Source organism: Rubrivivax gelatinosus (assembly GCF_004340905.1).
Lineage (GTDB): Bacteria > Pseudomonadota > Gammaproteobacteria > Burkholderiales > Burkholderiaceae_C > Rubrivivax > Rubrivivax gelatinosus.
Genome location: NZ_SLXD01000005.1, coordinates 75583 through 95916, shown reverse-complemented (window position 1 = coordinate 95916; position 20334 = coordinate 75583). Strand labels below are relative to the sequence as shown.

Sequence of the window (20334 nt, the reverse complement as noted above, 5' to 3'; positions counted from 1 at the left end):
GTCGCAGTCCCCGGCGCCGCTTCAGGCCGCTGCCGGCTGCGCCCGCGGCAGCCCGCCGTCGTACAGCAGCGCCCCGTCGGCGCCCGAGTGCAGCGTCAGCCGCGTGAAGCCGTTGACCGGCGCACGCAGCGCCAGCGCGTGGGCCAGCAAACGCCCGAACAGGCCCACGCCCGAGCCGACGAACGCGGCCTCGTCGACGACGAGCCGGATCTCGCTGCCGCGCACCAGGCAGGGCGCCGGCGGCCCGGGCAGCCAGGCCAGTGCCGGCCGCCGCTCGGCGCTCAGCAGGCTGGACGCGAGGCCCCGCCCCGAGGCGTCGCTGCCGGGATCGTGCAGCGCCAGCCACTCGCGCAGGCGTTCGAGGCCGTCGGCAGCCGCGCAGCGGTCCAGCGCCAGCAGCGACACCAGCCGCCACGGTGCATCGGCCAGGCGCACCGGCCGGGAACCCGGCGTCGGCCGCCGCAACAGCACGATCTGCTCGGCCAGCCCACCGTCGTCGGCCTGCAGGTCGCCGCCGGGGCGCCCCAGCGGCAGCTGCGACGGCAGGTCGCGGTTGCCTGCGGTCACGTCCACCGACAAGGTCTCGGCCGCAGCCAGCGCGGGATCCAGGCGCATGTCCACCAGCGTCAGCTCGGCCTCGTGGCCGGGCGCCAGCTCGGCGCGTTCGGCGTCGCGGCGCAGGCTCCAGAAGCAGCTGTCGGAGCTGCCCGCCGCGGTGGCCGACGCGTGGCGCAGCGAGTACAGCGGTGGCAGGTCCTCGAAGGCCGCGCCGCGTGCGTCCTGGCGGATGCGGCGTACCCGGTCGACGCGCAGCACCTCGTAGGCCCCGGGGTGGCGTGCGTCGACGACCACCGGATAGGCTTCGCGCGCCTGGGTCACGCGGATCGGTTCGGCGCGCTGGCGGAAGGCATTGACCACCGGCGTGCAGCCCGGCAGCAGCTGTCCGGCGCCGATGCCCTCCAGCTCGGGCCAGCCGGCGGCACGTGCACGCGGGCGCTCGGCCAGCGCGTAGTGCAGCGTGACGCTGCGGCTCTGGCCGTGCCGCAGCGCGGCCGGCAGGGGCAGGTCGACGAAGTCGAACTTGCACGGAAACGCGAAGTACTCGGCCAGCAGCCGCTCGGCGCCGCGCTCGCGCGGGGCACCGTCGAGCAGCGCCTCGTCGTCGGCCAGGCCCACAGGCCGCGGTGCGGCGCCGGCCACCGGCCGCGCGGCGCCGTTCCCGTCGTCGAGCCAGACACCGCGCACCCGCTCGAACAGCGCCTCGCGCAGCGCCGCGGCCTGCGAGGGCTGCAGGTCCAGGAACAGGCGCAGGCAGGGCAGGTCCAGCGTCGCCCATTGCGCCGCGGGCGACAGCAGTTCCAGCCGCACCGAGAACCAGGCCGCCGCCGCGCCCGCCGGCAGGCCCGGCCTGGCGGGTGGCCCGATTGCCGCCGCGGCCACGCGCAGCGGCGCCAGGGCCAGCTCGTAGGCGGTGGTGAAGCGGCAGCTCACGCCCTGCACCGGCGTGCTGTGCAGCAGCGTGCCACGCGGGATGCGCCGCGCCGTGCTCAGCTGCGCCAGGCTGCGCGCCGCGTCGAAGCGCACGATGCTGCAGGAAGGAAACGGGCGCAGCGCCAGCGGGTGCAGCAGTTCGAGCAGCGTTTCGGCCATGCGCGGAAGGTCTTCGTCCAGGCGCCGGTGCAGCCGGGCGGCCAGCAGCGAAAAGGCCTGGATCAGGCGCTCGACGTGCGGGTCCTGGGCGAGCTCGCCGCCGGCGGCCAGCCGGCCGGCGATGCGCGGGTAACGCCGCGCGAAGGCCTTGGACGCCTCGTCGAACCAGGCGAGCTCGCGCTCGTAGTGCGGCAGCAGCGCCTGCATCGTCAGGCGGCCGGCCCGGTGGCGGGCCTGACGCGGTAGTGGCGCGTGCCGGCGCCGAGTTCGGCTTCGAAACACAGGCCGGCGGTGTGTGCGCCGCGGCGCAGCGCAGCCTCGATCCTGAAGCCCGGCATCCGCCCGGCGCCCGGTCGCGGGGCCACGCGCACCTCGGCCAGGCGCGGTTCGTGTGCGGCGAGACTCTGGCGGATGCGTTCGGCAACCCGCCGCAGCGCTTCGGCGCCGTCGGCTCCCGGGCCCGCGCCTTCGGCCAGGCCGAAGGCCAGCACCGAGCGCGCGCTTCGAGGCCACGGCGCCAGCTGCTCGGGTGTCCAGGCGCAGCGGGTGTTGAGCAGCCGCTCGAGATCCCGCGCCAGCCGCTGCGGCAGCGTGTCGTCCGCGGCAGCGGCTCCGCAAGGCCCGGCATCACCAAGCAGCGCATCGAGCAGCGACGGTGGGCGCATGCCGGCCTCAGACGGCGACGTTGCGGCGCAGGTCCCAGCCGGCGACGCCGGTGCTGGTGGCCGAGCCGTCGAGCTTGTGCTGCTTGTACTCCCAGGCCACCTTGCCGTAGCGCAGGCCGAAGGTCTCGCAGGGCAGTTCCGAGCCGTCGACGCTGGTCTCGACCGAGGACACGACCACGTCCTCGAGCGCGATGCGGAAGTAGTCGATGCGCGTCTGCGAGGTCGCCGTCGCGTTCTTGCCGCCGTAGGCGCGGTAGAAGGTGACCTGCACCTTCGGATAGACGGTGCCGGCCGAGGCCGCACGCAGCAGCTTGGGCGTGGCGCGGTCGATCAGCTTGGTGAACAGCATCTCGCCGTGTTCGGTGCGTTCGGCCGTGTGCCCGCCGGCCGACGAAGCCGTCGAGGACTTGGGCTGGAACACCCGGTGGCGAAAGGCCGAGACCTCGATCTCCTGCGTGTGCCGGCTGTCGCTGCTGTCGCCCTGCAGTTCGCTGGCGCCTTCGAACTTGACGTAGATGTCCTTCATGAACGTGCTCCGTGGGTGGGTTCAGGCGGCACGCGGCGCGAGGTCGGCGACCAGGCGCAGCGAGACCGTCAGTTCGTCGAGCTGGAAGTGCGGCCGCACGAAGGCGACCGCGCGGTAGGCGCCGGCGCGGCCGGGCATCTCGCTGACCTGCACGCTCGCCTCGCGCAGCGGGTAGGCGGCCTTGGTCTCCTGGGTCGCGCCGTCGTCCTCGACGACGTACTGGCGGATCCAGCGGTTGAGGAACTCCTCGACGTTGGCCGCCGAGGCGAAGCTGCCGACCTTCTCGCGCATCATCGCCTTCAGGTAGTGGGCGATGCGGCAGACGCTGAAGACGTATTGCAGCTGGGCCGCCAGCGCCGCGTTGGCGTTGGCGGCGTCGCTGTCGTAACGCCGCGGCCGGTGCACCGACTGCACCGCGAAGAAGGCCGCGTAGTCGGTGTTGCGGCAGTGCACCAGCGGGATGAAGCCGAGGTCGGCCAGTTCCTTCTCGCGCCGGTCGGTGATCGCGACCTCGGTGGGGCACTTCAGCGCGCGTTCGCCGTCGTCGGTGCGGTAGGCATGCGTGGGCAGCCCTTCGACCAGGCCGCCGCCTTCGACGCCGCGGATCGCCGCGCACCAGCCGTAGGACGCGAAGGCCGCGTTCAGACGCGCCGCGAGCGCGAACGCGGCGTTGACCCAGAGGTAGCGAGCGTGCTCACTGCCGTCCACGCGTTCGACGTAGTTGAAACCTTCGACCGAACGGCCGTGGCGTGCGTCGTAGGGCAGCCGGCCGAGGAAACGGGGCAGCACCAGGCCGACGTAGCGCGCGTCTTCGCTGGCGCGCAGGCTCTTCCAGCGCGCGTACTCGGCGGTGTCGAAGACCTTGGCCAGGTCGCGTGGGCGGCCGATCGCGGTGAAGTCCTCGAGCCCCAGCAGCTCGGGCGCCGCGGCGGCCAGGAACGGTGCGTGGGCCGCCGCGGCGACGTGCGACATCTGCTCGACGAGGTAGAGATCCTCGGCGCCGCGGCCGAACTCGTAGTCGCCCACGAGCGCGCCGAAGGGCGCACCGCCGAAGCTGCCGAAGGCCTCCTCGTAGACCTTGCGGAACAGCGCCGACTGGTCGAAGTCGATCGCGGTGGAGAAGTCGCGCACCAGCTCGTGCCGGGTGGCGTCGAAGAGCGCGATCTTCTGCTGCGGCCCGCCGGCGGCGTGTCGGCAGAGGTAGTGCAGGCCGGTCCAGGCCGCCTCCAGGCGCTGGAAGCGGGGGTGGTGCAGCACTTCGTCGAGCTGGGCCGAGATCAGCTCGTCGAGTTCGGCGATGCGTGCGTCGAGCGCGACGCCGAGGTTCTCGGACACCGCCACCGTGCCGGCGTGCACCTCGTGCGCGAGATGCACGATCAGGTCGCGGGCGCGGCCGTGTTCGGCGTCGCCGCGTGCGACGCGGCTGTCGAGCACGATGCGGTCGAGCAGGTCGCGGGGCGGGGCGGTGACCGGCGTCAGGACGGCGTCTTCCATGGTGCTCACTCCGATGCCGCCGGGGCGTCGTGGCCGATCGCCACCAGCGTCGCCGGTTCACGCAGTGCATGCACCAGCAGCTCTTCGAGACGTTCGTTGCCGGCCATCTTGTTGCGCAGGTCGGCCAGCCGCGTGCGCGCTTCGAGCAGCCGGCGCAGCGGCTCGACCTGGCGCACGACCGACTCCGGGCGGAAGTCTTCCAGGCGCTCGAAGCGCAGCTCCACGCCGAGTTCGCCGCCGGGGCCGCCGACCTGGGCCGACAGCCGGTCGGCCACGCGCAGGCGCAGCGACGGCGCGATGCCGCGCAGCACCTCGTCGAAGTTGTCGACGTCCACCGGGACGAATCGGCGGTCCTTCAGCCGGGGCCGCTCTGCCGCGGTGCCGCCGTCGGCGCCGCTGAAGTCGCCGAGAACGCCGACGACGAAGGGCAGTTCCTTGTGTTCGATCGCGTCGCCGACCTGGACGTCGTAGGTCAGGCGCACGCGCGGTGGGCGTACCGTTTCCAGCCGCGACTGGATGCTGTCGTATCGGGGCATGTGGACTCCTCGCAGAAGCTGCGTGTCGGGGCGGGCGCGTTCAGCGCAGGCGGTCGAAGGGGTTGGGCGCTGGCACGGCCGCCGCCGGTGGCCGGCCGGGCACGGCGGCAGGCAGCACGACGGTGCTGCGAAGTGCCGCTGCGGCCGGTGCGGCCGGTGCTGCTGGCGCCGGAGCGGGTGCGGCCGGAGCTGGTGCGGCGGGCTTAGCCGCGGCTGGCTGTGGCGCGGCCGCGGGGCGCGTGCCGCGGGTGCGGGCCTTGGGTGGCGGCGCGGCCGGTGCCACGGGCGGCGCCGGCTCGCCCAGCGACTCTCTCAGCAGGCGTGTCAGCGCGCTCGCTTCGCCGCGGGTCGTGCCGGGCAGGCCCTCGGGGTGCTCGCGCAGGCCGGCCAGCGCCACGGTGGCGATGCGCAGGCCACTGAGCGCCAGGATGCTCTGGGCCTCGCGGTCCAGCGGGTCGCGCTGCACGGCCTCCTGGGCGGCGGCGATGGCGCCGCCGTGCTCGCCGGCGCGCACGTGGTCGTCGGCCAGCTGCAGCCAGGGCTGCTTGCTCGTCGGGTGGTCGCGGGCGGCCTGCAGCCACAGGCTGCGCGCCTGGCCCGGCACGCCTTCGGCGCGTGCCACCTCGGCCTGGCGCAGCTGCTCGGCCAGCGGCAGCGGCGCACTCGGTTGGGCCGGGGGCGACGCACAGGCGCCGAGCAGCGACACGACGGCGAACAGGCCGGCGGCAAGGGCGCCGGGCGAAGCGGGCGGGGGCGTGCTGAACATGAGGGCGACCTCCGGGGCGGCGGTGCGAGACCGATGCCGGGCACTCTAGGAGGCCGTGGGGCGCGCCGACTCCCCCTCACGGGCCGCCCACGCGGGGGGCGTGCACCGGCGCCGTGGCGCGCTGCAATGGCACACCACGAGGTCCCGCGATGCGCATCCACGCCTTCCTGTCCACGCTGCCGTCCTGCCTGCTGTCCTGCCTGCTGTGCGGTTGCGCCGCCCCGGGTGAGGCGCCCGCGCCTTGGACGACGCGGGCCCTGGCCGCGTTGGGCCTGGCCCCGGTGGCGCCCCCGCCGCCGGCGGAGACGGTGCTCGAACTCCACGCGAGCCCTCTGCTCAACGCCGCGGCCGACGGCGTGGCGGTGCCGGCGGTCGTGCAGCTGCGCTGGCTCGACGATCCGGCGGCGTTCCAGCGGGCCCCGTACGAACGCCTGGCGGGCGGCGACGGCGCGCGTGAACTCGTCGTCGCACCCGGGCGCAGCGTGACGCTGCGCGAGCGTGCCCCCGCGGGTGCACGGGCACTGGGTGTCGTGGCCTTGTTCCGCGCCCCGGCGCCCGGGCGCTGGAAGCTGGTGTTTCCGCTGCCGGCGATGCAGCCGATCCGGCTGTCGCTGCACCGCTGCGCGCTCGTCATCGCCTCCGGCACCGCCTGGCAGGCCCCGGCCGGCGCCGACCGCCTGGGCGACTTGCGCTGCCCCTCCACCGACTGACCGCCACGGGGCTGCCATGATCGCGTCCGCCAAGATCCTCTGGGGCGAAGGCCTGTTCCTGCGGCCGCAGCATTTCCAGCGCCAGGACGCCTACCACGAGGCCCGGCTGGCGCAGGCGATGCACTGGCTGCTGCCGCACGCCTGGGGGCTGGCCGCGCTCGAGGTCGACGAGGACGCGCTCGCTGCCGGCCTGCTGCGGGTGCACACGCTGCGCGCCGTGATGCCCGACGGCGAGTTCGTCTGCGCTCCGCGCGACGACGAACTGCCCGAGCCGGTGGCGCTGGAACCGGGCGCTGCCGCCCCGGCCGTCTGGGAGGTCGTGCTCGAACCGTTCCGAGCCGACGCCGCCAACCACGCCGCGGGCGAGGACCGGCGTGTCGGCGCACGCTACGGGGCGCACGTGCTGAGTGCCACCGACTGGTTCACCGGCGCACCCGAGGCCGAGCTCGTCGTGCTGCGTCGCCGGCCCCGCCTGCAGCCGGCCGGCGACACCGGCACCGGCCTGCCGCTGCTGCGCCTGCGCCGCCGAGCCGCCGGCGGTTTCGAGCTCGACCCCACCTTCGTTCCGCCGGCGCTGGTGCTGTGTGCGGTGCCGGCGCTGCAGGCGCTGCAGCGCCGTCTGCTCGACCGGCTGCGTGCCAAGGTCGCGGCGTTGCAGGGCAGCGGCCCGGGCGCCGAGGGCCAGGGCGTCATCGGCCACCCCGCCGACGGCCCCGCCTCGCGTCTGCTGCAGATCTGCTGCGCCGCCTACGCCCGGCTGTCGCACCTGGGCCCGTCCGCCACGCCGGACAGCCTGTTCGGCGTGATGCTCGAACTGGCCGGCGCGCTGGTCGCCTTCGTGCCCGGGCGCTCGCTGGCCGAGCTGCCGGCTTATGGGCATGTGGCCGCGGCGGCCGGCTTCCAGGCGCTCGAAGCCTTGCTGCGGGAGTTGCTGGACGCCGCCGTGCCCAGGCGCTGCACGACGCTGCGCCTGGACGCGACGCGCCCGTCCTGGCAGCTCGCGCGGCTGGACGCCGCCGAACCCGGCCCCGGCGCGGCGCTGTACCTGTCGGCGCAGGCCGAGATGCCGCTGTCGGCACTGATCGAGGCCGTGCCGGCGCGCCTGAAGCTCGGCGCGCCGGATGACCTCGAGCGCCTCGTGCATTCCGCGGTGGCCGGCGTGCGCCTGGTGCACGCGGCGCAGCTGCCACCGGGTCTGCCGCTGCCACCGGGGGCCTGCTGTTTCCTCGTCGAGCCGCTGGGGCCGTGGTACCAGCGCCTGCTCGACGCGCGCGCGCTCGCGGTGCACGTGCCCGAGGGCCTGCCGCAGCTGCGGCTGGCGCTTCACGTGCTGGCCGGCTGAACGATGGACGCGGGCACCGCCGAAGCAGTCGCCTCGCCGCCCGGCCGCGACCTGCTCGACCTGCTGCACGAAGGTTTCTACGCGCTGCTGCTGGTGCGCCGCGGCTGCGGCCCCGCCGATGGCACGGCGTTCCGGCGGGCGTTGTGCGACTGGCTGGGCGGCGTGCAGGCGCAGGCGCGCAGGCTCGGCCTCGACGCCGAGGACGTCCGGCTGGCCTGTTTCGCGTTTGCCGCGCTGGCCGACGAACTGGCGCTGGGCACGCCGGGGCCCTTGCGCGAGGCCTGGCTGCAGCGCCCGCTCCAGCACGAACTCTTCGACGAGACCCTGGCCGGAGAGCGTTTCTTCGAGCACCTGGAGCGCCTGCGCGAGCAGGGCCCGAGGCACCTGGCCGTGCTCGAGGTGTTCCGGATGTGTCTGCTGCTGGGCTATCAGGGCCGCTACGCGTTCCAGCCGCCCGAGGCGCGCTCCTGGCTGCTGCAGCGGCTGGGCGACGAGATCCTGCGCTGGCGCGGCGGCCGAGCGCCTTTCGCGCCGCGGGCGCAGGCGCCCGACCACGTCGTGCACCGGCTGCGCCGCCAGGTGCCGGGCTGGGCCGTGGCGGCGGTGCTGGCGGGGCTGGTGCTGCTGGCGTGGGCGGGGCTGCACCTGCATCTCGTGCACCGGACGGAGCATGAGCTGGCGCAGGTTCCGGCCGTCGTGCAGCCGCTGCCCGAGCCCGCCCGGCTGACGGTCACCTGGCCGTGAGCAGCTTCACCGGCGCCGTGACCGGCAGCGTTGCGGCCGCTTTCGACGACACGGTCTGCGGCTGGTCGCTCCACGGGCGCCTGCTGCGCCTGGAGACGCCGGCCGGCTGCGCCGCGATGCTGGCCGAACGGCTCGTCGCCGACGAGGCCCTGGGCGACGGCTTCGTGCTGCGGGTGGACGCGCTTGCCGCGGCCGACGCCGAGATCGACCTGCTGCTCGGCCTGGAGGTCGGTGTGCACCTGCGCCAGGCCGATGGCGAAGAGCGCCGCTGGTTCGGGCTCGCGGTCGAGACCACGCGTGTCGGCCGCGCCGGCCCGGGTGTGCGCTGGCGGCTGGAGTTGCGTCCCTGGACCACCCTGCTGCAGCGGCGCCACGACTGCGTGCGTCACGAGGACAGGACGGCCGCCGAGATCCTGGAACGTGTCTTTCGCGCCGTGCCCGGCGCCTGCTGGCGCCTGGCCCTGTCGGGCGAGCCGGCGCGCCGTGCCTCGTGCACGCAGTACGCCGAGACCGACTGGGAGTTCTGCACCCGGCTGATGGCCGAGGAAGGCTGGAGCTGGCACTTCGAGGCCCTCGGCGCGGCCGAGGCGGAGTCGGCACGCTGGCGCCACCGCCTGGTCGTCGCCGACGAGGCCGCCACGCGGGTGGACCTCGGGACGGCGCGTTTCGCCGCCGAACACCCGACCGCGGTGCTGCCGGGCCAGCGCGACGCGGTCAGTGCGTTCGCCGAGCACCGGTTCGGTGCCCCGGCGCGTGTCACCGTCGGCTCCTGGGCCCCAGGCGTGCGCGGCGGCCACGCCGCGTGCCGCGAGTCCGAGACCGCGCCCGGGCCGCGGCTGGAGCACTACGACGGCCAGGGCGTCGACCGTTTTGCCGACCGTCAGGCCGCCGCCGCGTGCGCCGAGCGCCGGCTGCGCCACTTCGATCTGCGCCGCCATCTGGTCCAGGGGGGCGGCAGCGTGCGCCACCTGGCAGCCGGCGCGGTGTTCACGCTGGAGGACCTGCCCGGCCCCCCGCGCCGCCTGCTGCTGCTACGTGTGCAGCACGAGGCCGCCAACGCACTCGGCCCGGGCCTGGCGCGCACGCTGGCCGACGCCGAGCTCGAAGCCGGCCGCTATCGCAACCGTTTCGACGCCGTGCCGGCCGAGCTGCCCGTGGCCCCGCCAGCGCCGCGTCGGCCGACGGCGCCTGGCCTGCAGACGGCCACCGTCGTCGGCGTCGAACACGCCTGGCCGATGACCGACGGCGCCTTGCGCGTCAAGCTTCGCCATGCCTGGCAGGCCGATGCCGATGTCGACACGGCCGCGGACGGCGTGATGCAGCAGCCGTGGCCCTTGCGTCAGCCCGCCGGGCGACGTGGCGGCGCCTGGGTGCGCGTCGTCCAGCCTGCCGCCGGCAGCGGCTGGGGCGCGGCGTTCGTGCCGCGTGTGGGGGCCGAAGTGCTGGTGGGCCATCTCGATGGCGACCTCGACCGCCCGGTCGTGCTCGGTGCGCTGTTCAACGGCCGCGACCGGCCGCCGTACGCCGCTTCGGCGCTGTCCGGCGTGCTCAGCGCCTGTCTGGCACCGGGCGCCGGGGCCTCGGGCGAATGGGTGCTCGACGACACCACCGGACAGCTGCGCACACGCCTTGCCACTCTGCCGCTGGCGGCCGAACTGGGCCTCGGATGGCTGGTGGCGCAGGGCAGCGGCAGCACGTCGCGTGGGGCCGCGCGCGGCGCCGGCTTCGAAGCCGCAACCGCCGGGCGCGTGACGCTGCGGGCCGCCGGCGGCCTGCTGCTGTCCACCCACGCCCGGCACGCCCGCGGCGGCTCCTGCGAAGGCTGCCAGATGGACGCCGCCGAGGCCAGCGCCCGGCTCGACCGGGCCCAGGCGTCGGCTCTGGCCTTGCAGCGCAGCTTGCAGGCGGCACCGTGCCCCTTTCCGGCGGCGCTGGGCGCGGGCGATGTGTTCTCTGCGGGTGTGCAGGCCTTGCAGCGGCCGGGGGCGGCGCCGCCGGACGGCCAGGCGGCGCCGCAGGCGGCCGACGCCTGGCTCGCGCTGGCGTCCGGTGCCACGCTGGCGCTGTCCAGCGGCGCGGAGATCGTGCACACGGCCGCTGCCGACCTGGCCGGTGTCGTCGGCGCCGACTGCCACGAGAGCGCCGGGCAGGACGCGGCGCTGGTGGCAGGCGCCGCGCTGCAGCTGCTCGCCTGCTCCGGCGACGCCAGCCTCGTGGCCGCGCGCGGCGACGCAGCGGTGCGTGCGCATGGCGGCACGCTGGCCCTGCGGGCGCAAGGCGCGGTGCGCGTACACGCGCAGGGTGGCGAACTGCGCCTGGTGGCACGGCGCCGGCTGGTGCTGCGCGGCGGCGGCTCCAGCATCGTGCTCGACGGGGCCGACGTCCACATCACGACGCCCGGCACGCTGACGCTGGCCGCGGCCGCACACCGTTTTCCCGGCCCGGGCCGGGTGCAGGCGCCGCGGCCGGCCTTGCCGCAGCAGTGCACGCAGGCGCAACCCAACTGGATCGAGATCGAGCACCACGACGCCGACGGCCAGGCGTTCGCCGGCCAGCGCTACGTCATCCACTTCGAAGGCGGTGGCACGGTCGAAGGACGGCTCGACGCCCAGGGCCATGCGCGCCACGAAGCGGTGCCCGAGCGCGTCGTGCGGGTCGACTACGAGCCACGCGAGCCCCTCGCGGCCGCCCCCTGGCCCCCGCTGTCGGAACTCGTGCAGGCGCTGCGCGCCCGGCTCGGCTGAGTGCGTTCAGCCGGCGCCGGCGCTCGCTCCCTGGTCGAGCAGGTGGCGCTGCACGTCGTGCACACGCGGCCCGGCGGCGCGTACCGCTTCCTCGATCTGGGTCGGCGTGACGCCGAAGTGTTCGGCCCAGTGGTGCAGCGCAGCATCGTCGTGGAGGTCGATCACCGCGTCGGGGGCAGGGGGAGGGATGTCGGGGTCCATGCCAAGCCGGGGCAAAGGCCGTGCCGATCGTGCGGAAATGCCCGGGCGCCGAAGGCGTCCCGTTCGGGGATTGTGCGTTGAAATGCCAAAATTGATATTCCTGCGACCTTGCCCGACGGGCTGTGCTCCGCCATGAAGCTCAATTTGCCGGTCACCCAGGTGGAGCGCCGGTACGCCGATGACCTGACCCTGGTGTCGACGACCGACCCCCAGGGCCGCATCACGCATTGCAACGCCGCGTTCGCCGAGCTCAGCGGCTACACCGCCGACGAGCTGCTGGGCCGTGCGCACAACGTCGTGCGCCATCCCGACACGCCGCCGGAGGTCTTTGCCGACATGTGGGCCACGCTCGGCGCGGGGCGGCCCTGGAGCGGGGTGGTCAAGAACCGCTGCCGCAACGGCGACCACTACTGGGTCGTCGCCAACGTCACGCCGGTGCTGGACGCCGGCCGTGTCGCCGCCTACATGTCGGTGCGCCACCGGCCCACGCCGGGGCAGGTGCAGGCGGCCGAAGCGCGCTTTGCGGCTTTCGCCCGCGCCCGGGACGGGGGCGGCGCCGCGCCGCGCCCGGCGCCGCCCGGCGCGGATGCGCCGCGTCGGCTGACGCTGGAGCTGGCCGCCGGGCTGCTGCTGCTCGTCGTGCTCGCCCTCGCGCCGCTCGGTCTCGGCATGGCCGTGCACGCGGCGTTGCTGCTGGGGGTGGCCGCGTGGCTGGTGCTGCGGTTCGAGCGCCGTGTCGCGCGCGGCCTGCAGGCCGCGACCGACGCAGCCGGCCGCCTGGCCGGCTGCGATCTCGCCATGCACTGCGAGCACACGCGTGCCGAGCCGCTGTCCACCTTGCTGCACGGCATCTGGCTGGCCAACCTGAACATGCGCGCCGTCGTCGAGGACGTGCGCCACGAGATCCGCACGATCGAAAGCGGTGCCGACGGCATCGCCCAGGGCAGCCTGGGCCTGTCGCGCCTGGCCGCGCTGCAGTCGGACGACGTGCAGGTGACGGCCGTCGCGATGGAACAGATCACGCGTTCGGCCGAGGCCGTGGCGGCCACCGCGCGCGAGGTCGACCAGGCTGCGGCCGGCGCGCGCCAGACCGCCCGGCGCGGCGGCCAGTCGGTGGCCGAGATGCTGACGACGATGAGCGCGATCGAACGTGCCACGCGTGCCGCTGCCGAGACCGTGGAGCTGATGGAGGACATCGCCGACCAGACCGAACTGCTGGCGCGTGAAGCCTCGGCCGCGGCGGCGCGTGCCGGCGAGGAGGGCATCGCCTACGCCGTGGTGGCGTCGCGCATCGGTGCCCTGGCGCATCGCAGCCGGTCGTCGGCGCAGCAGGTGTCGCGGCTGGTCTCGGCCTGTGCCGTGCAGGTCGCCGAAGGCTCGCGCCGGGCGGGCGCGGCGCTGGCCGACGTCGAGGCCGCGGTCGACGCCGTCGGCTGCGTGGCAGACCGCCAGCGCGAGATCGCCACCGCCACCGACGAGCAGGCGCGTGGTGTCGCCGAAGCCACGCGGGCGGTGGCGCGCATCGACGCGGCCGCGGGCGAGAACGCCGTGCTCGCCGGGCAGTCGGCCGCCGCCGGCCAGGCGCTGCGCGAACGTGCTGCGACGCTGGCGCGTGCGGTGGCGGTGTTCCGCGTCGCGCGCTGAGCTTCAGCGCCGGTACAGCGCCTCGACCTGCTCGCCGTAGCGCGACTCGAGGTTGTTGCGCTTCAGCTTGAGCGTCGGCGTGATCATCGTGCTCTCGATGGTCCAGGGCTCGGTCGTCAGGCAGACCGCCCGTGGCTGGGCGTAGTGCGGGAAGGCCGCCGTCGCGGCGCGGATGCGCACCAGCGCCGCCTCGCGGGCCGCGTGCGCCTGCAGCGACGCCGGGTCGGCCGGGTCCAGGCCCAGCGAACGCGCCAGCCGCTCCCACGGCCCGGCGGCCAGCACCACGATGCAGGCGATGAACGGCCGGTTGTCGCCGAAGGCCCAGGCCGACTCGAACAGCGGGTCGGCGACGATGGCCATTTCCAGGTCGGTCGGCGCGATCTTCTCGCCGGTGGCGGTGACGATGATCTCCTTGACGCGGCCGACGATGCGGATGCGCCCGCCGTCCAGGCTGGCCTGGTCGCCGGTGTGCAGCCAGCCGCCTTCGAGTGCCCGCGCCGTGTCCTCGGGGCGATTCCAGTAGCCGCGCATCACGTTGGCGCCGCGCACCAGCAGCTCGCGGTTGTCGCCGATGCACACTTCCACGCCGTCCAGCGGCCGGCCGACGGTCGCCGGGTCGTTGTCCTCGGGCGTGTTGCAGCTGATGACCGGCGTGCTCTCGGTCATGCCGTAGCCCTGCACGATCGGCAGGCCCAGGCCGAGGAAGCAGCGCGCGATCGGTGCCGACAGCGCCGCGCCGCCGCTCACCGCCAGCCGCAGCCGGCCGCCGAACTGCGCCTGCAGCGGCGCGCTGACGCGCCGTGCCAGCAGCGGCCAGACCAGCGCGTCCCAGGCCGCCGGCACCGAGCCGGGCACCGGCAGCTTCTGCTCGCGGCAGAAGCGCCGCCAGCCGACCGATTGCGCGGTCTCGAACAGGCGCTTCTTCAGCGCCGAGCCTTCGAGCATCGTCTGCAGCTTGACGAACACCCGCTCGTAGATGCGCGGCACCGAGATCAGCACCGTCGGCCGCACCGTCTTCAGGTCCTCGGGCAGGTGCTGCGTCGAGCGCGCGAACGCCACCGTCGAACCGGCGGCGATCGGCAGGTAGTAGCCGGCGGTGCGCTCGAAGGTGTGCGACAGCGGCAGGAAGGACAGGAAGACGTCGTCGGGCCGCGGCGCGATGCGCGCCAGCACCGCCTTCACGTTGGCCATCACGTTGCGGTGGCTGAGCATCACGCCCTTGGGCTTGCCGGTCGTGCCCGAGGTGTAGACCAGCGCCGCCAGGTCGTCCTCGTGCGGCGGCTCGACGGCGGCGGGCGCCGCGGCGTGGCCGCGTGCCAGCCACTGCGCCAGCGACAGCCGCTCGGGGCCACCGGCGGCGGCCGGCGCGCCCTCGTCGCGTTCGCGGATCACCACCTGGCGCAGCGTCGCCGGCAGCGCGCCGCAGCCGGCGATCGCCTGCCACTGGGCCTCGGTCTGCGTGACCAGCAGCTCGGCGCCGCTGTCGGCCAGGATGTAGGCGATCGACAGCGGGTTGTCGAGCGCGTGCATCGGCAGCGGCACGCAGCCGCGCGCGAGCGCCGCCTGGTCCAGCGTCACCGCGTCCAGGCCGTTGGGCAGCAGGATCGCGATGCGCGCGCCGCGCGCCGGCGCCAGCACGTCCAGCGCCGCGGCGCAGCGTTCGACGCGGTCGCCGAAGTCGCGCCAGGTCCAGCTCACCCAGCCGCGCGTGTCGTCGTGCTCACGGTAGGCCTCGGCGTCGGGGCTGCGCGCGACGCGCCAGCGCAGCAGCTCGGGCAGGGTGCGGACGGGATCGAGATCGAGGGCGGGGGAGTGCTGCGTTGACATGCCGCAATGGACGGTCTTTTCGAACGATCGTTCGATTTTGTCAGGCTCTGCACCGGGCCGGGGCAGGAAACCGCTCGGACCCGTGGGTTACGCGCCAAAGCGTTGCCAAGACGCGGGTTTTCGGTGCTCGGCGCGTGACGCGCCGCACATCCGCGCGGCATCGGTGCGCGTTGCGTTAATGCCGCGCTAATCGTCGGCCGCGAGCATGCGTCCCGTCAGCTGCCGCATTCCGCGGCAGCGCCTGAAGGGAGTCTGCATGCCGAGCATGCTGCGGGAGCCGGCCATGAGCCTCGTCCAGCGTCCGGGCGCCGAGCCGCGCCTGCGCGTCCATCCTGGCGGGTCCGGCGGCCGGCCCGAGGTCGAGGCGCTGGTGCGCCGTGTCTATCGCGAGCGCTACGAAGCCGACGTGCGCGAGTTCGCGCCGGCGATGGTCGGGCTGCACGACGGCAGCGGCGAGCTCGTCGCCGCCGCCGGCTATCGCCCGGCGCGCGAGGGCGCGCTGTTCCTCGAACGTTATCTCGACGCGCCGGTCGAGCAGCTGCTGGGCGAACCGGCGGTGCGCGAGCGCATCGTCGAGGTCGGCCACCTGGCCGCCGCGCGCGCCGGCGAAGGCCGCCGCCTCATCACGCGCATCGGCCCGCATCTGGCCGCGCAGGGCTACGACTGGGTGGTCTGCACGCTGACCGTCGAGCTGCGCCATCTCTTCGTGCGCCTGGGCATCGCGCCGGTGACGCTGGGCGTCGCCGACCCGGCGGTGCTGGGCCGCGATGCCGTGCGCTGGGGCACCTACTACGACCACCGGCCGCTGGTGCTGGCCGGCCGGCTGGACGCCGCGATCATGCGTTTCCGCCGCCGCGGGGGCACGGTTTGAAGCCGGCGCTGGTCGACGGCGCCCGCGCCTGGAGCGCCGCCGAACTCGCCGCCGCGACCGAGGCCGCCGCCGGCTGGCTGCGTGCCCAGGGCACGCAGGTGCTGGCCACGCTGCTGGACAACGGCGCGGCCTTCGCCGTGCTCGACGACGCCGCGCGCGCCGCCGGCGTGGTGCACGTGCCGCTGCCGCTGTTCTTCGACGCCGCGATGCTGGGCCACGTGCTGGCCTCGGCCGGCGTCGACACGCTGGTGGCCGCCGCGCCGCTGGCCGCGCGCTGGCCCGGGCTGCACTGGCAGCCGCTGGCGAGCGTTGCCGGCACGCTCGCCGCCGCGCGCCTGCCGGCACTGCGGCCGACGCTGCCGGCCGGCACCGCCAAGATCACCTACACCTCGGGCAGCACCGGCACGCCCAAGGGCGTGTGCCTGACGGCCGCGGCGATGGACGCCGTGGCCGACGGCCTGGTGCAGGCGCTGGCGCCGCTGGCCATCGAACGCCACCTCGCCGCGCTGCCTTACGCAGTGCTGCTGGAGAACGTCGCCGGGTTGATGGCGCCGCGCCGCCAGGGCAGCACTGTGATCTGCCTGCCGCTGGCCGAGGTCGGCCTGACGGGTTCGTCGAGCTTCGATCCGGCGCGGCTGCACGCCGCGGTGGAGCGCCACGAGGCGCAGAGCCTGATCCTGCTGCCGCAGATGCTGCGCGCCTGGTGCGGCTGGCTGGCCGCCAGCGGCCGGCGCGCGCCGGCCTCGCTGCGTTTCGTCGCCGTCGGCGGCGCCGCGGTCGGCGCCCCGGTGCTGCAGGCCGCGCGGGCGCTGGGCCTGCCGGCCTACGAAGGTTACGGCCTGTCCGAAGGCGCCTCGGTGCAGACGCTGAACCTGCCCGGCGCCGACTGCGCCGACTGCGCCGACTGCGCCGGCAGCGCCGGCCGGCCGCTGCCGCACGCCCGCGTGCGCGTCGCCGCCGACGGCGAGCTGGAGGTCGGCGGCCCGCTGTTCGCCGGCTACGTCGGTGACGCCGCCGCCTGCCACGTCGACTGGTGGCCCACCGGCGACCTCGGCCGCGTCGACGACGCCGGCTTCGTGCACGTCGTCGGCCGCAAGAAGAACCTGCTGATCACCGGCTACGGCCGCAACGTCTCGCCCGAATGGCCCGAGACCGCGCTGCGCTGCCAGCCGGCCGTCGCCCAGGCCGTGGTGCTCGGTGACGGCCAGCCGGCGCTGTCGGCGGTGCTGTGGCCGTCGTCGCCGGCGGTTGACGATGCCCAGCTCGCCGCCGCCGTGGCCGCCGCCAACGCCTCGCTGCCCGACTACGCCCGCGTCGCCCGCTGGACCCGCGCCGCCGACGCCTTCGACGCCGCTTCGGGCCTGGCCACCGCCAACGGCCGCCCGCGCCGCGACGCCATCCTCGCCCGCCATGCCGACGCCCTCGGGCTCGGCGCGGCCCCTGCCATCGCCACCTGCTGACACGCCATGGGATTCCACGCCACCCTGCTCGAACAGACCACCGAGGCCCGCAACGGCCTGCTCGCCACGCCGATCATCCAGGGCGCGCTGCGCGGCGAGGTCTCGCGGCCCAGCTACCTGGCCTTTCTGCGCGAGGCCTTCCACCACGTGCGCCACACGGTGCCGCTGCTGAAGGCCGTGCGCGCCGCGCTGCCCGCGCACCACGCCTGGCTCGAAGGCCCGCTGGACGAGTACATCGAGGAGGAGTCCGGCCACGACGAGTGGATCCTCGACGACATCGCCCACGCCGGCGGCGACGCCGAGGCCGTGCGCCACGGAGCACCCGGCGTCGCCACCGAGGTCATGGTCGCCTACGCCTACGACACGATCGCGCGGCGCAACCCGCTGGGCTTCTTCGGCATGGTGCTGGTGCTCGAAGGCACCAGCGTGTCGCTGGCGCTGCACGCCGCCGACGCCATCCAGCAGGCGCTGGCGCTGCCCGACTCCGCGTTCAGCTACCTGCGCTCGCACGGCACGCTGGACCAGGAGCACGTGCAGCACTTCGAGCTGCTGATGGACCAGATCCACGACCCCGCCGACCAGGCCGCCATCGTGCACGCCGCGCGGGTGTTCTACCGCCTGTACGGCGACGTGTTCCGCAGCCTGCCGCTGCCGCAGCCGCAGCCCGTGAAGGAGACGGCATGAAGATCGCCCAGACCCGTGTCGTGCTGACCGGCGCGGCCGGCGGCATCGGCCGCGCGATGGTGCAGGCGCTGGCCGGGCAGGGCGCCGCGGTGCTCGGCGTCGGCCGCGGCGCCAGCGGCCCCGGCGCGTCCTGGCTGCGTGCCGACCTGGCCACGCCCGAAGGCCGTCAGGCCGTCGTGCAGGCGGCGGCCGACTGGCACGCCAACGTCGTCGTGCACGCCGCCGGCGTGCCGGCCTTCGGTGCGCTGGCCCAGGTGCCGGCGGCGCGCATCGAGCAGGTGCTGCAGACCAACCTGCTGGCGCCGATGCTGCTGACGCAGGCGCTGCTGCCGCAGCTGCAGCGCCTGCCGCGGGCGCAGATCGTCTTCGTCGGCTCGGTGCTGGGGCGCATCGGCCTGCCGGGCTTCTCGGTCTACGGCGCCAGCAAGGCCGGGCTGCACGGTTTTGCCGAGGCGCTGCGGCGCGAACTGGCCGACGGCCCGGTGTGCGTGCAGACGCTGGCCCCGCGCACCACGCGCACCGGCTTCAACGACCCGGCGGCGCAGGCCTACAACGTCTCCACCGGCGCCGCCAGCGACACGCCCGAGCTCGTCGCCCAGGCGCTGCTGCAGCTCATCGAGAGCGAGGCGCCCGAGCGCACGCTGGGCGGCGGCGAACGCGTGTTCGCCCGCCTGAACGGCCTGCTGGGCGCCTGGATGGACGCCGGCTTCAACAAACATCGCCGCAGCCTGCCGGCCGCGGCCCCCACCCAAGGACAGACCCGATGAACATCCGCCGCACCCTGCTGAGCACCCTCGTCGCTGCCGCCACCCTGCTGGGCGCGCTGCCCGCCGCGCTGGCCGGCCCGGTCGAGGACGCCGTCACCGCGCTGCAGCACGACTGGGAAGTGATCCGCTACCAGACCCCGGCCGCCGAGCGCGAGAAGCGCTTCGAGACGCTGGTGGCCAACGCCCACAAGACCAGCGAGAGCTTCCCCGGCCGCGCCGAGCCGCTGGTCTGGGAAGGCATCATCGTCAGCTCGCTGGCCGGCGAGAAGGGCGGGCTGGGCGCGCTGGGCCTGGTCAAGCAGGCCCGGGCGCTGTACGAGCGTGCGATCCAGATCGACGGCAACGCGCTGGACGGCTCGGCCTACAACAGCCTGGGCGTGCTGTACTACAAGGTGCCGGGCTGGCCGCTGGGCTTCGGCGACAAGGCGCGTGCCGGCCAGATGCTGCAGAAGGCGCTGGCGCTGAACCCGCAGGGCATCGACGCCAACTACTTCTACGGCGAGTACCTGGTCGAGACCGGCCACGAGGCCGACGCCGTGACCTACCTGCAGCGCGCCATCGACGCGCCCGCCCGCCCGGGCCGCCAGATCGCCGACGCCGGGCGGCGCGAGGAGGCGCGGCAGCTGCTGGTGAAGATCAAGCGCTGAGGCCGGGCCCGGAAGGGCGAGGCTCAGCGCCTCGCGTGAAGCGCGCGGCGCTATGATGTGTATTCAGTCGACATGGAGTACACACATGCGCACCAACATCGTGATCGACGACGAGTTGATGGCCGCCACGCTGAAGGCCACGGGGCTGAAGACCAAGCGCGAGGCGGTCGAGGCCGGCTTGCGCACGCTGCTGCGGCTGCAGCAGCAGACCGAACTGCGGCGGCTGCGTGGCAAGTACGAGTGGGTCGGTGACCTGGACGCGATGCGGCGCGACGCATGATCCTCGTCGACTCCAGCGTCTGGATCGACTTCTTCCGCGGCAAGCCTACGGCCCAGGCCGAGTGGCTGGACCGTCACCTGGGCCTCGAACGTTTCGCCATCGGCGATCTGATCCTGGCCGAGGTGCTGCAGGGCTTTCGTGACGAGCGCGGCTTCGAGGAGGCCAGGCAACTGCTGGGCCGCCTGGAGCCGGTCGAGATCGGCGGCTTCGAGGTGGCGGTGCAGGCGGCGCGGCTGTACCGCCGTCTGCGTGCGGCCGGCGTCACCGTGCGCGGCACGGTCGACATGCTGATCGCGACGCGCTGCCTGCTTGACGGGCTGACGCTGCTGCACGCCGACCGCGACTTCGAGGCATTCGAGAGTCTGGGCCTGCGCGTCGTGGACTGCGGCGGCTGAGGCCGGGCCGGCCTTCAGCCCGGGTGATGCCGGGCCACGGCACCCGCGGCCGGGGCTTCGTCCACCGTCTTCAGCTTGCGCAGGAAGGCCGGCGCGACGTTCCACTGCATGCCGGTTTCGGTGATCACGGTGACCGTCTTGCGGTTGTACTTGGTGATGATCCCGAACAGCACCGGGTGCCCGTCGGGCTGGAACGACACCTTCTCTCCGACGCGGAAGTCCATCATCTGCACGTGCGCCTTCATGTCGTGCAGCAGCTTCAGGCGCGCGACGATGCGGCGGTTGAGGTCGAGCAGCTGGGCTTCGTCCAGGGTGTCGATGTCGATGCGCATGGCGGGTGGCGATGGGCGTGAACCGGGAGTTTGCCCGAGCACCCGGCGC

21 protein-coding genes are annotated in these 20334 nt (G+C 74.5%); 12 read left to right on the top strand and 9 right to left on the bottom strand.

The features are described from left to right. Nucleotides 1-21: 21 nt before the first annotated feature. From tssF to EV684_RS09360, 6 genes are read right to left on the bottom strand one after another with little or no spacing between them, the layout of a single operon-like run. On the bottom strand, nt 22-1857 hold the full coding sequence (tssF, locus tag EV684_RS09385; RefSeq protein WP_132646513.1) for a type VI secretion system baseplate subunit TssF: 1836 nt from the start codon (nt 1855-1857) through the stop codon (nt 22-24). A gap of 2 nt (nt 1858-1859) precedes the next feature. Next, a complete protein-coding gene (gene tssE, locus EV684_RS09380) occupies nt 1860-2315 on the bottom strand; it encodes a type VI secretion system baseplate subunit TssE (RefSeq protein WP_132646511.1) in 456 nt (151 codons plus the stop codon). 7 nt (nt 2316-2322) lie between these two features. Beyond that, nucleotides 2323-2841 carry an Hcp family type VI secretion system effector gene (locus tag EV684_RS09375; protein WP_132646509.1) on the bottom strand — a complete coding sequence of 173 codons (519 nt, stop codon included), beginning with the start codon at nt 2839-2841 and terminating at the stop codon, nt 2323-2325. A gap of 21 nt (nt 2842-2862) precedes the next feature. Next, nucleotides 2863-4335, bottom strand: a complete 1473-nt coding sequence (tssC, locus tag EV684_RS09370; RefSeq protein WP_132646507.1) for a type VI secretion system contractile sheath large subunit — start codon at nt 4333-4335, stop codon at nt 2863-2865. Between the two features lie 5 nt (nt 4336-4340). Continuing rightward, nucleotides 4341-4871 (bottom strand): type VI secretion system contractile sheath small subunit, encoded by a 531-nt coding sequence (tssB, locus tag EV684_RS09365; RefSeq protein WP_132646505.1) that lies wholly within the window; start codon nt 4869-4871, stop codon nt 4341-4343. 40 nt (nt 4872-4911) lie between these two features. After that, on the bottom strand, nt 4912-5637 hold the full coding sequence (locus EV684_RS09360; RefSeq protein ID WP_132646503.1) for a tetratricopeptide repeat protein: 726 nt from the start codon (nt 5635-5637) through the stop codon (nt 4912-4914). Nucleotides 5638-5786: 149 nt separating this feature from the next. On the opposite strand from EV684_RS09360, the gene tssJ reads away from it, so the two are divergent. The 4 genes from tssJ to EV684_RS09340 are packed head-to-tail and all read left to right on the top strand — an operon-like array spanning nt 5787 to nt 11177. Beyond that, nucleotides 5787-6347 carry a type VI secretion system lipoprotein TssJ gene (gene tssJ / locus EV684_RS09355; RefSeq protein WP_132646501.1) on the top strand — a complete coding sequence of 187 codons (561 nt, stop codon included), beginning with the start codon at nt 5787-5789 and terminating at the stop codon, nt 6345-6347. Between the two features lie 16 nt (nt 6348-6363). After that, the gene (tssK, locus tag EV684_RS09350; RefSeq protein ID WP_132646499.1) at nt 6364-7689 is read left to right on the top strand and encodes a type VI secretion system baseplate subunit TssK; all 1326 of its coding nucleotides are present in this window, start codon (nt 6364-6366) and stop codon (nt 7687-7689) included. 3 nt (nt 7690-7692) lie between these two features. Next, nucleotides 7693-8433 (top strand): DotU family type IV/VI secretion system protein, encoded by a 741-nt coding sequence (locus EV684_RS09345; protein ID WP_132646497.1) that lies wholly within the window; start codon nt 7693-7695, stop codon nt 8431-8433. Beyond that, nucleotides 8430-11177 carry a type VI secretion system Vgr family protein gene (locus EV684_RS09340; protein ID WP_132646495.1) on the top strand — a complete coding sequence of 916 codons (2748 nt, stop codon included), beginning with the start codon at nt 8430-8432 and terminating at the stop codon, nt 11175-11177. The genes EV684_RS09345 and EV684_RS09340 overlap by 4 nt, the downstream gene beginning before the upstream one ends. 6 nt (nt 11178-11183) lie before the next feature. Here the strand turns inward: EV684_RS09340 and EV684_RS09335 are convergent, their stop codons facing one another. Next, a complete protein-coding gene (locus EV684_RS09335; RefSeq protein WP_200222329.1) occupies nt 11184-11342 on the bottom strand; it encodes a DUF3606 domain-containing protein in 159 nt (52 codons plus the stop codon). 168 nt (nt 11343-11510) lie between these two features. Between EV684_RS09335 and EV684_RS09330 the strand changes: the two genes are divergently transcribed. Continuing rightward, complete coding sequence (locus tag EV684_RS09330) at nt 11511-13022, top strand: methyl-accepting chemotaxis protein (protein ID WP_132646491.1); 1512 nt, start codon at nt 11511-11513, stop codon at nt 13020-13022. A gap of 3 nt (nt 13023-13025) precedes the next feature. Here the strand turns inward: EV684_RS09330 and EV684_RS09325 are convergent, their stop codons facing one another. Continuing rightward, nucleotides 13026-14849: an AMP-dependent synthetase/ligase gene (locus tag EV684_RS09325; protein WP_132646489.1), complete on the bottom strand. Its 1824-nt coding sequence runs from the start codon at nt 14847-14849 to the stop codon at nt 13026-13028. Nucleotides 14850-15132: 283 nt separating this feature from the next. On the opposite strand from EV684_RS09325, the gene EV684_RS09320 reads away from it, so the two are divergent. From EV684_RS09320 to vapC, 7 genes are all read left to right on the top strand, one after another. Beyond that, the gene (locus EV684_RS09320) at nt 15133-15720 is read left to right on the top strand and encodes a thermostable hemolysin (protein ID WP_243651125.1); all 588 of its coding nucleotides are present in this window, start codon (nt 15133-15135) and stop codon (nt 15718-15720) included. Beyond that, nucleotides 15717-17180 carry an AMP-binding protein gene (locus EV684_RS09315; RefSeq protein WP_132646485.1) on the top strand — a complete coding sequence of 488 codons (1464 nt, stop codon included), beginning with the start codon at nt 15717-15719 and terminating at the stop codon, nt 17178-17180. Before EV684_RS09320 ends, EV684_RS09315 begins: the two co-directional genes overlap by 4 nt. A 6-nt stretch (nt 17181-17186) precedes the next feature. Then, the gene (locus tag EV684_RS09310; protein WP_132646483.1) at nt 17187-17864 is read left to right on the top strand and encodes a TenA family transcriptional regulator; all 678 of its coding nucleotides are present in this window, start codon (nt 17187-17189) and stop codon (nt 17862-17864) included. Continuing rightward, complete coding sequence (locus tag EV684_RS09305; RefSeq protein WP_132646481.1) at nt 17861-18631, top strand: SDR family oxidoreductase; 771 nt, start codon at nt 17861-17863, stop codon at nt 18629-18631. The genes EV684_RS09310 and EV684_RS09305 overlap by 4 nt, the downstream gene beginning before the upstream one ends. Beyond that, nucleotides 18628-19278: a hypothetical protein gene (locus tag EV684_RS09300; RefSeq protein ID WP_132646479.1), complete on the top strand. Its 651-nt coding sequence runs from the start codon at nt 18628-18630 to the stop codon at nt 19276-19278. The genes EV684_RS09305 and EV684_RS09300 overlap by 4 nt, the downstream gene beginning before the upstream one ends. A gap of 85 nt (nt 19279-19363) precedes the next feature. Beyond that, on the top strand, nt 19364-19558 hold the full coding sequence (locus EV684_RS09295) for a type II toxin-antitoxin system VapB family antitoxin (RefSeq protein ID WP_132646477.1): 195 nt from the start codon (nt 19364-19366) through the stop codon (nt 19556-19558). After that, on the top strand, nt 19555-19953 hold the full coding sequence (gene vapC / locus EV684_RS09290) for a type II toxin-antitoxin system VapC family toxin (protein WP_132646475.1): 399 nt from the start codon (nt 19555-19557) through the stop codon (nt 19951-19953). The genes EV684_RS09295 and vapC overlap by 4 nt, the downstream gene beginning before the upstream one ends. Before the next feature lie 14 nt (nt 19954-19967). On the opposite strand, the gene EV684_RS09285 is transcribed toward vapC, so the two are convergent. Further along, nucleotides 19968-20285 (bottom strand): hypothetical protein, encoded by a 318-nt coding sequence (locus tag EV684_RS09285; protein WP_132646473.1) that lies wholly within the window; start codon nt 20283-20285, stop codon nt 19968-19970. Between the last annotated feature and the right edge of the window lie 49 nt (nt 20286-20334).

Excerpts from the sequence above, each read along its gene's own strand:
- tssF (WP_132646513.1), bottom strand. The coding sequence starts at position 1,857 with ATGCAGGCGCTGCTGCCGCACTACGAGCGCGAGCTCGCCTGGTTCGAC.
- tssE (WP_132646511.1), bottom strand. The coding sequence starts at position 2,315 with ATGCGCCCACCGTCGCTGCTCGATGCGCTGCTTGGTGATGCCGGGCCT.
- EV684_RS09375 (WP_132646509.1), bottom strand. The coding sequence starts at position 2,841 with ATGAAGGACATCTACGTCAAGTTCGAAGGCGCCAGCGAACTGCAGGGC.
- tssC (WP_132646507.1), bottom strand. The coding sequence starts at position 4,335 with ATGGAAGACGCCGTCCTGACGCCGGTCACCGCCCCGCCCCGCGACCTG.
- tssB (WP_132646505.1), bottom strand. The coding sequence starts at position 4,871 with ATGCCCCGATACGACAGCATCCAGTCGCGGCTGGAAACGGTACGCCCA.
- EV684_RS09360 (WP_132646503.1), bottom strand. The coding sequence starts at position 5,637 with ATGTTCAGCACGCCCCCGCCCGCTTCGCCCGGCGCCCTTGCCGCCGGC.
- tssJ (WP_132646501.1), top strand. The coding sequence starts at position 5,787 with ATGCGCATCCACGCCTTCCTGTCCACGCTGCCGTCCTGCCTGCTGTCC.
- tssK (WP_132646499.1), top strand. The coding sequence starts at position 6,364 with ATGATCGCGTCCGCCAAGATCCTCTGGGGCGAAGGCCTGTTCCTGCGG.
- EV684_RS09345 (WP_132646497.1), top strand. The coding sequence starts at position 7,693 with ATGGACGCGGGCACCGCCGAAGCAGTCGCCTCGCCGCCCGGCCGCGAC.
- EV684_RS09330 (WP_132646491.1), top strand. The coding sequence starts at position 11,511 with ATGAAGCTCAATTTGCCGGTCACCCAGGTGGAGCGCCGGTACGCCGAT.
- EV684_RS09325 (WP_132646489.1), bottom strand. The coding sequence starts at position 14,849 with ATGTCAACGCAGCACTCCCCCGCCCTCGATCTCGATCCCGTCCGCACC.
- EV684_RS09320 (WP_243651125.1), top strand. The coding sequence starts at position 15,133 with ATGAGCCTCGTCCAGCGTCCGGGCGCCGAGCCGCGCCTGCGCGTCCAT.
- EV684_RS09310 (WP_132646483.1), top strand. The coding sequence starts at position 17,187 with ATGGGATTCCACGCCACCCTGCTCGAACAGACCACCGAGGCCCGCAAC.
- EV684_RS09305 (WP_132646481.1), top strand. The coding sequence starts at position 17,861 with ATGAAGATCGCCCAGACCCGTGTCGTGCTGACCGGCGCGGCCGGCGGC.
- EV684_RS09300 (WP_132646479.1), top strand. The coding sequence starts at position 18,628 with ATGAACATCCGCCGCACCCTGCTGAGCACCCTCGTCGCTGCCGCCACC.
- EV684_RS09295 (WP_132646477.1), top strand. The coding sequence starts at position 19,364 with ATGCGCACCAACATCGTGATCGACGACGAGTTGATGGCCGCCACGCTG.
- vapC (WP_132646475.1), top strand. The coding sequence starts at position 19,555 with ATGATCCTCGTCGACTCCAGCGTCTGGATCGACTTCTTCCGCGGCAAG.
- EV684_RS09285 (WP_132646473.1), bottom strand. The coding sequence starts at position 20,285 with ATGCGCATCGACATCGACACCCTGGACGAAGCCCAGCTGCTCGACCTC.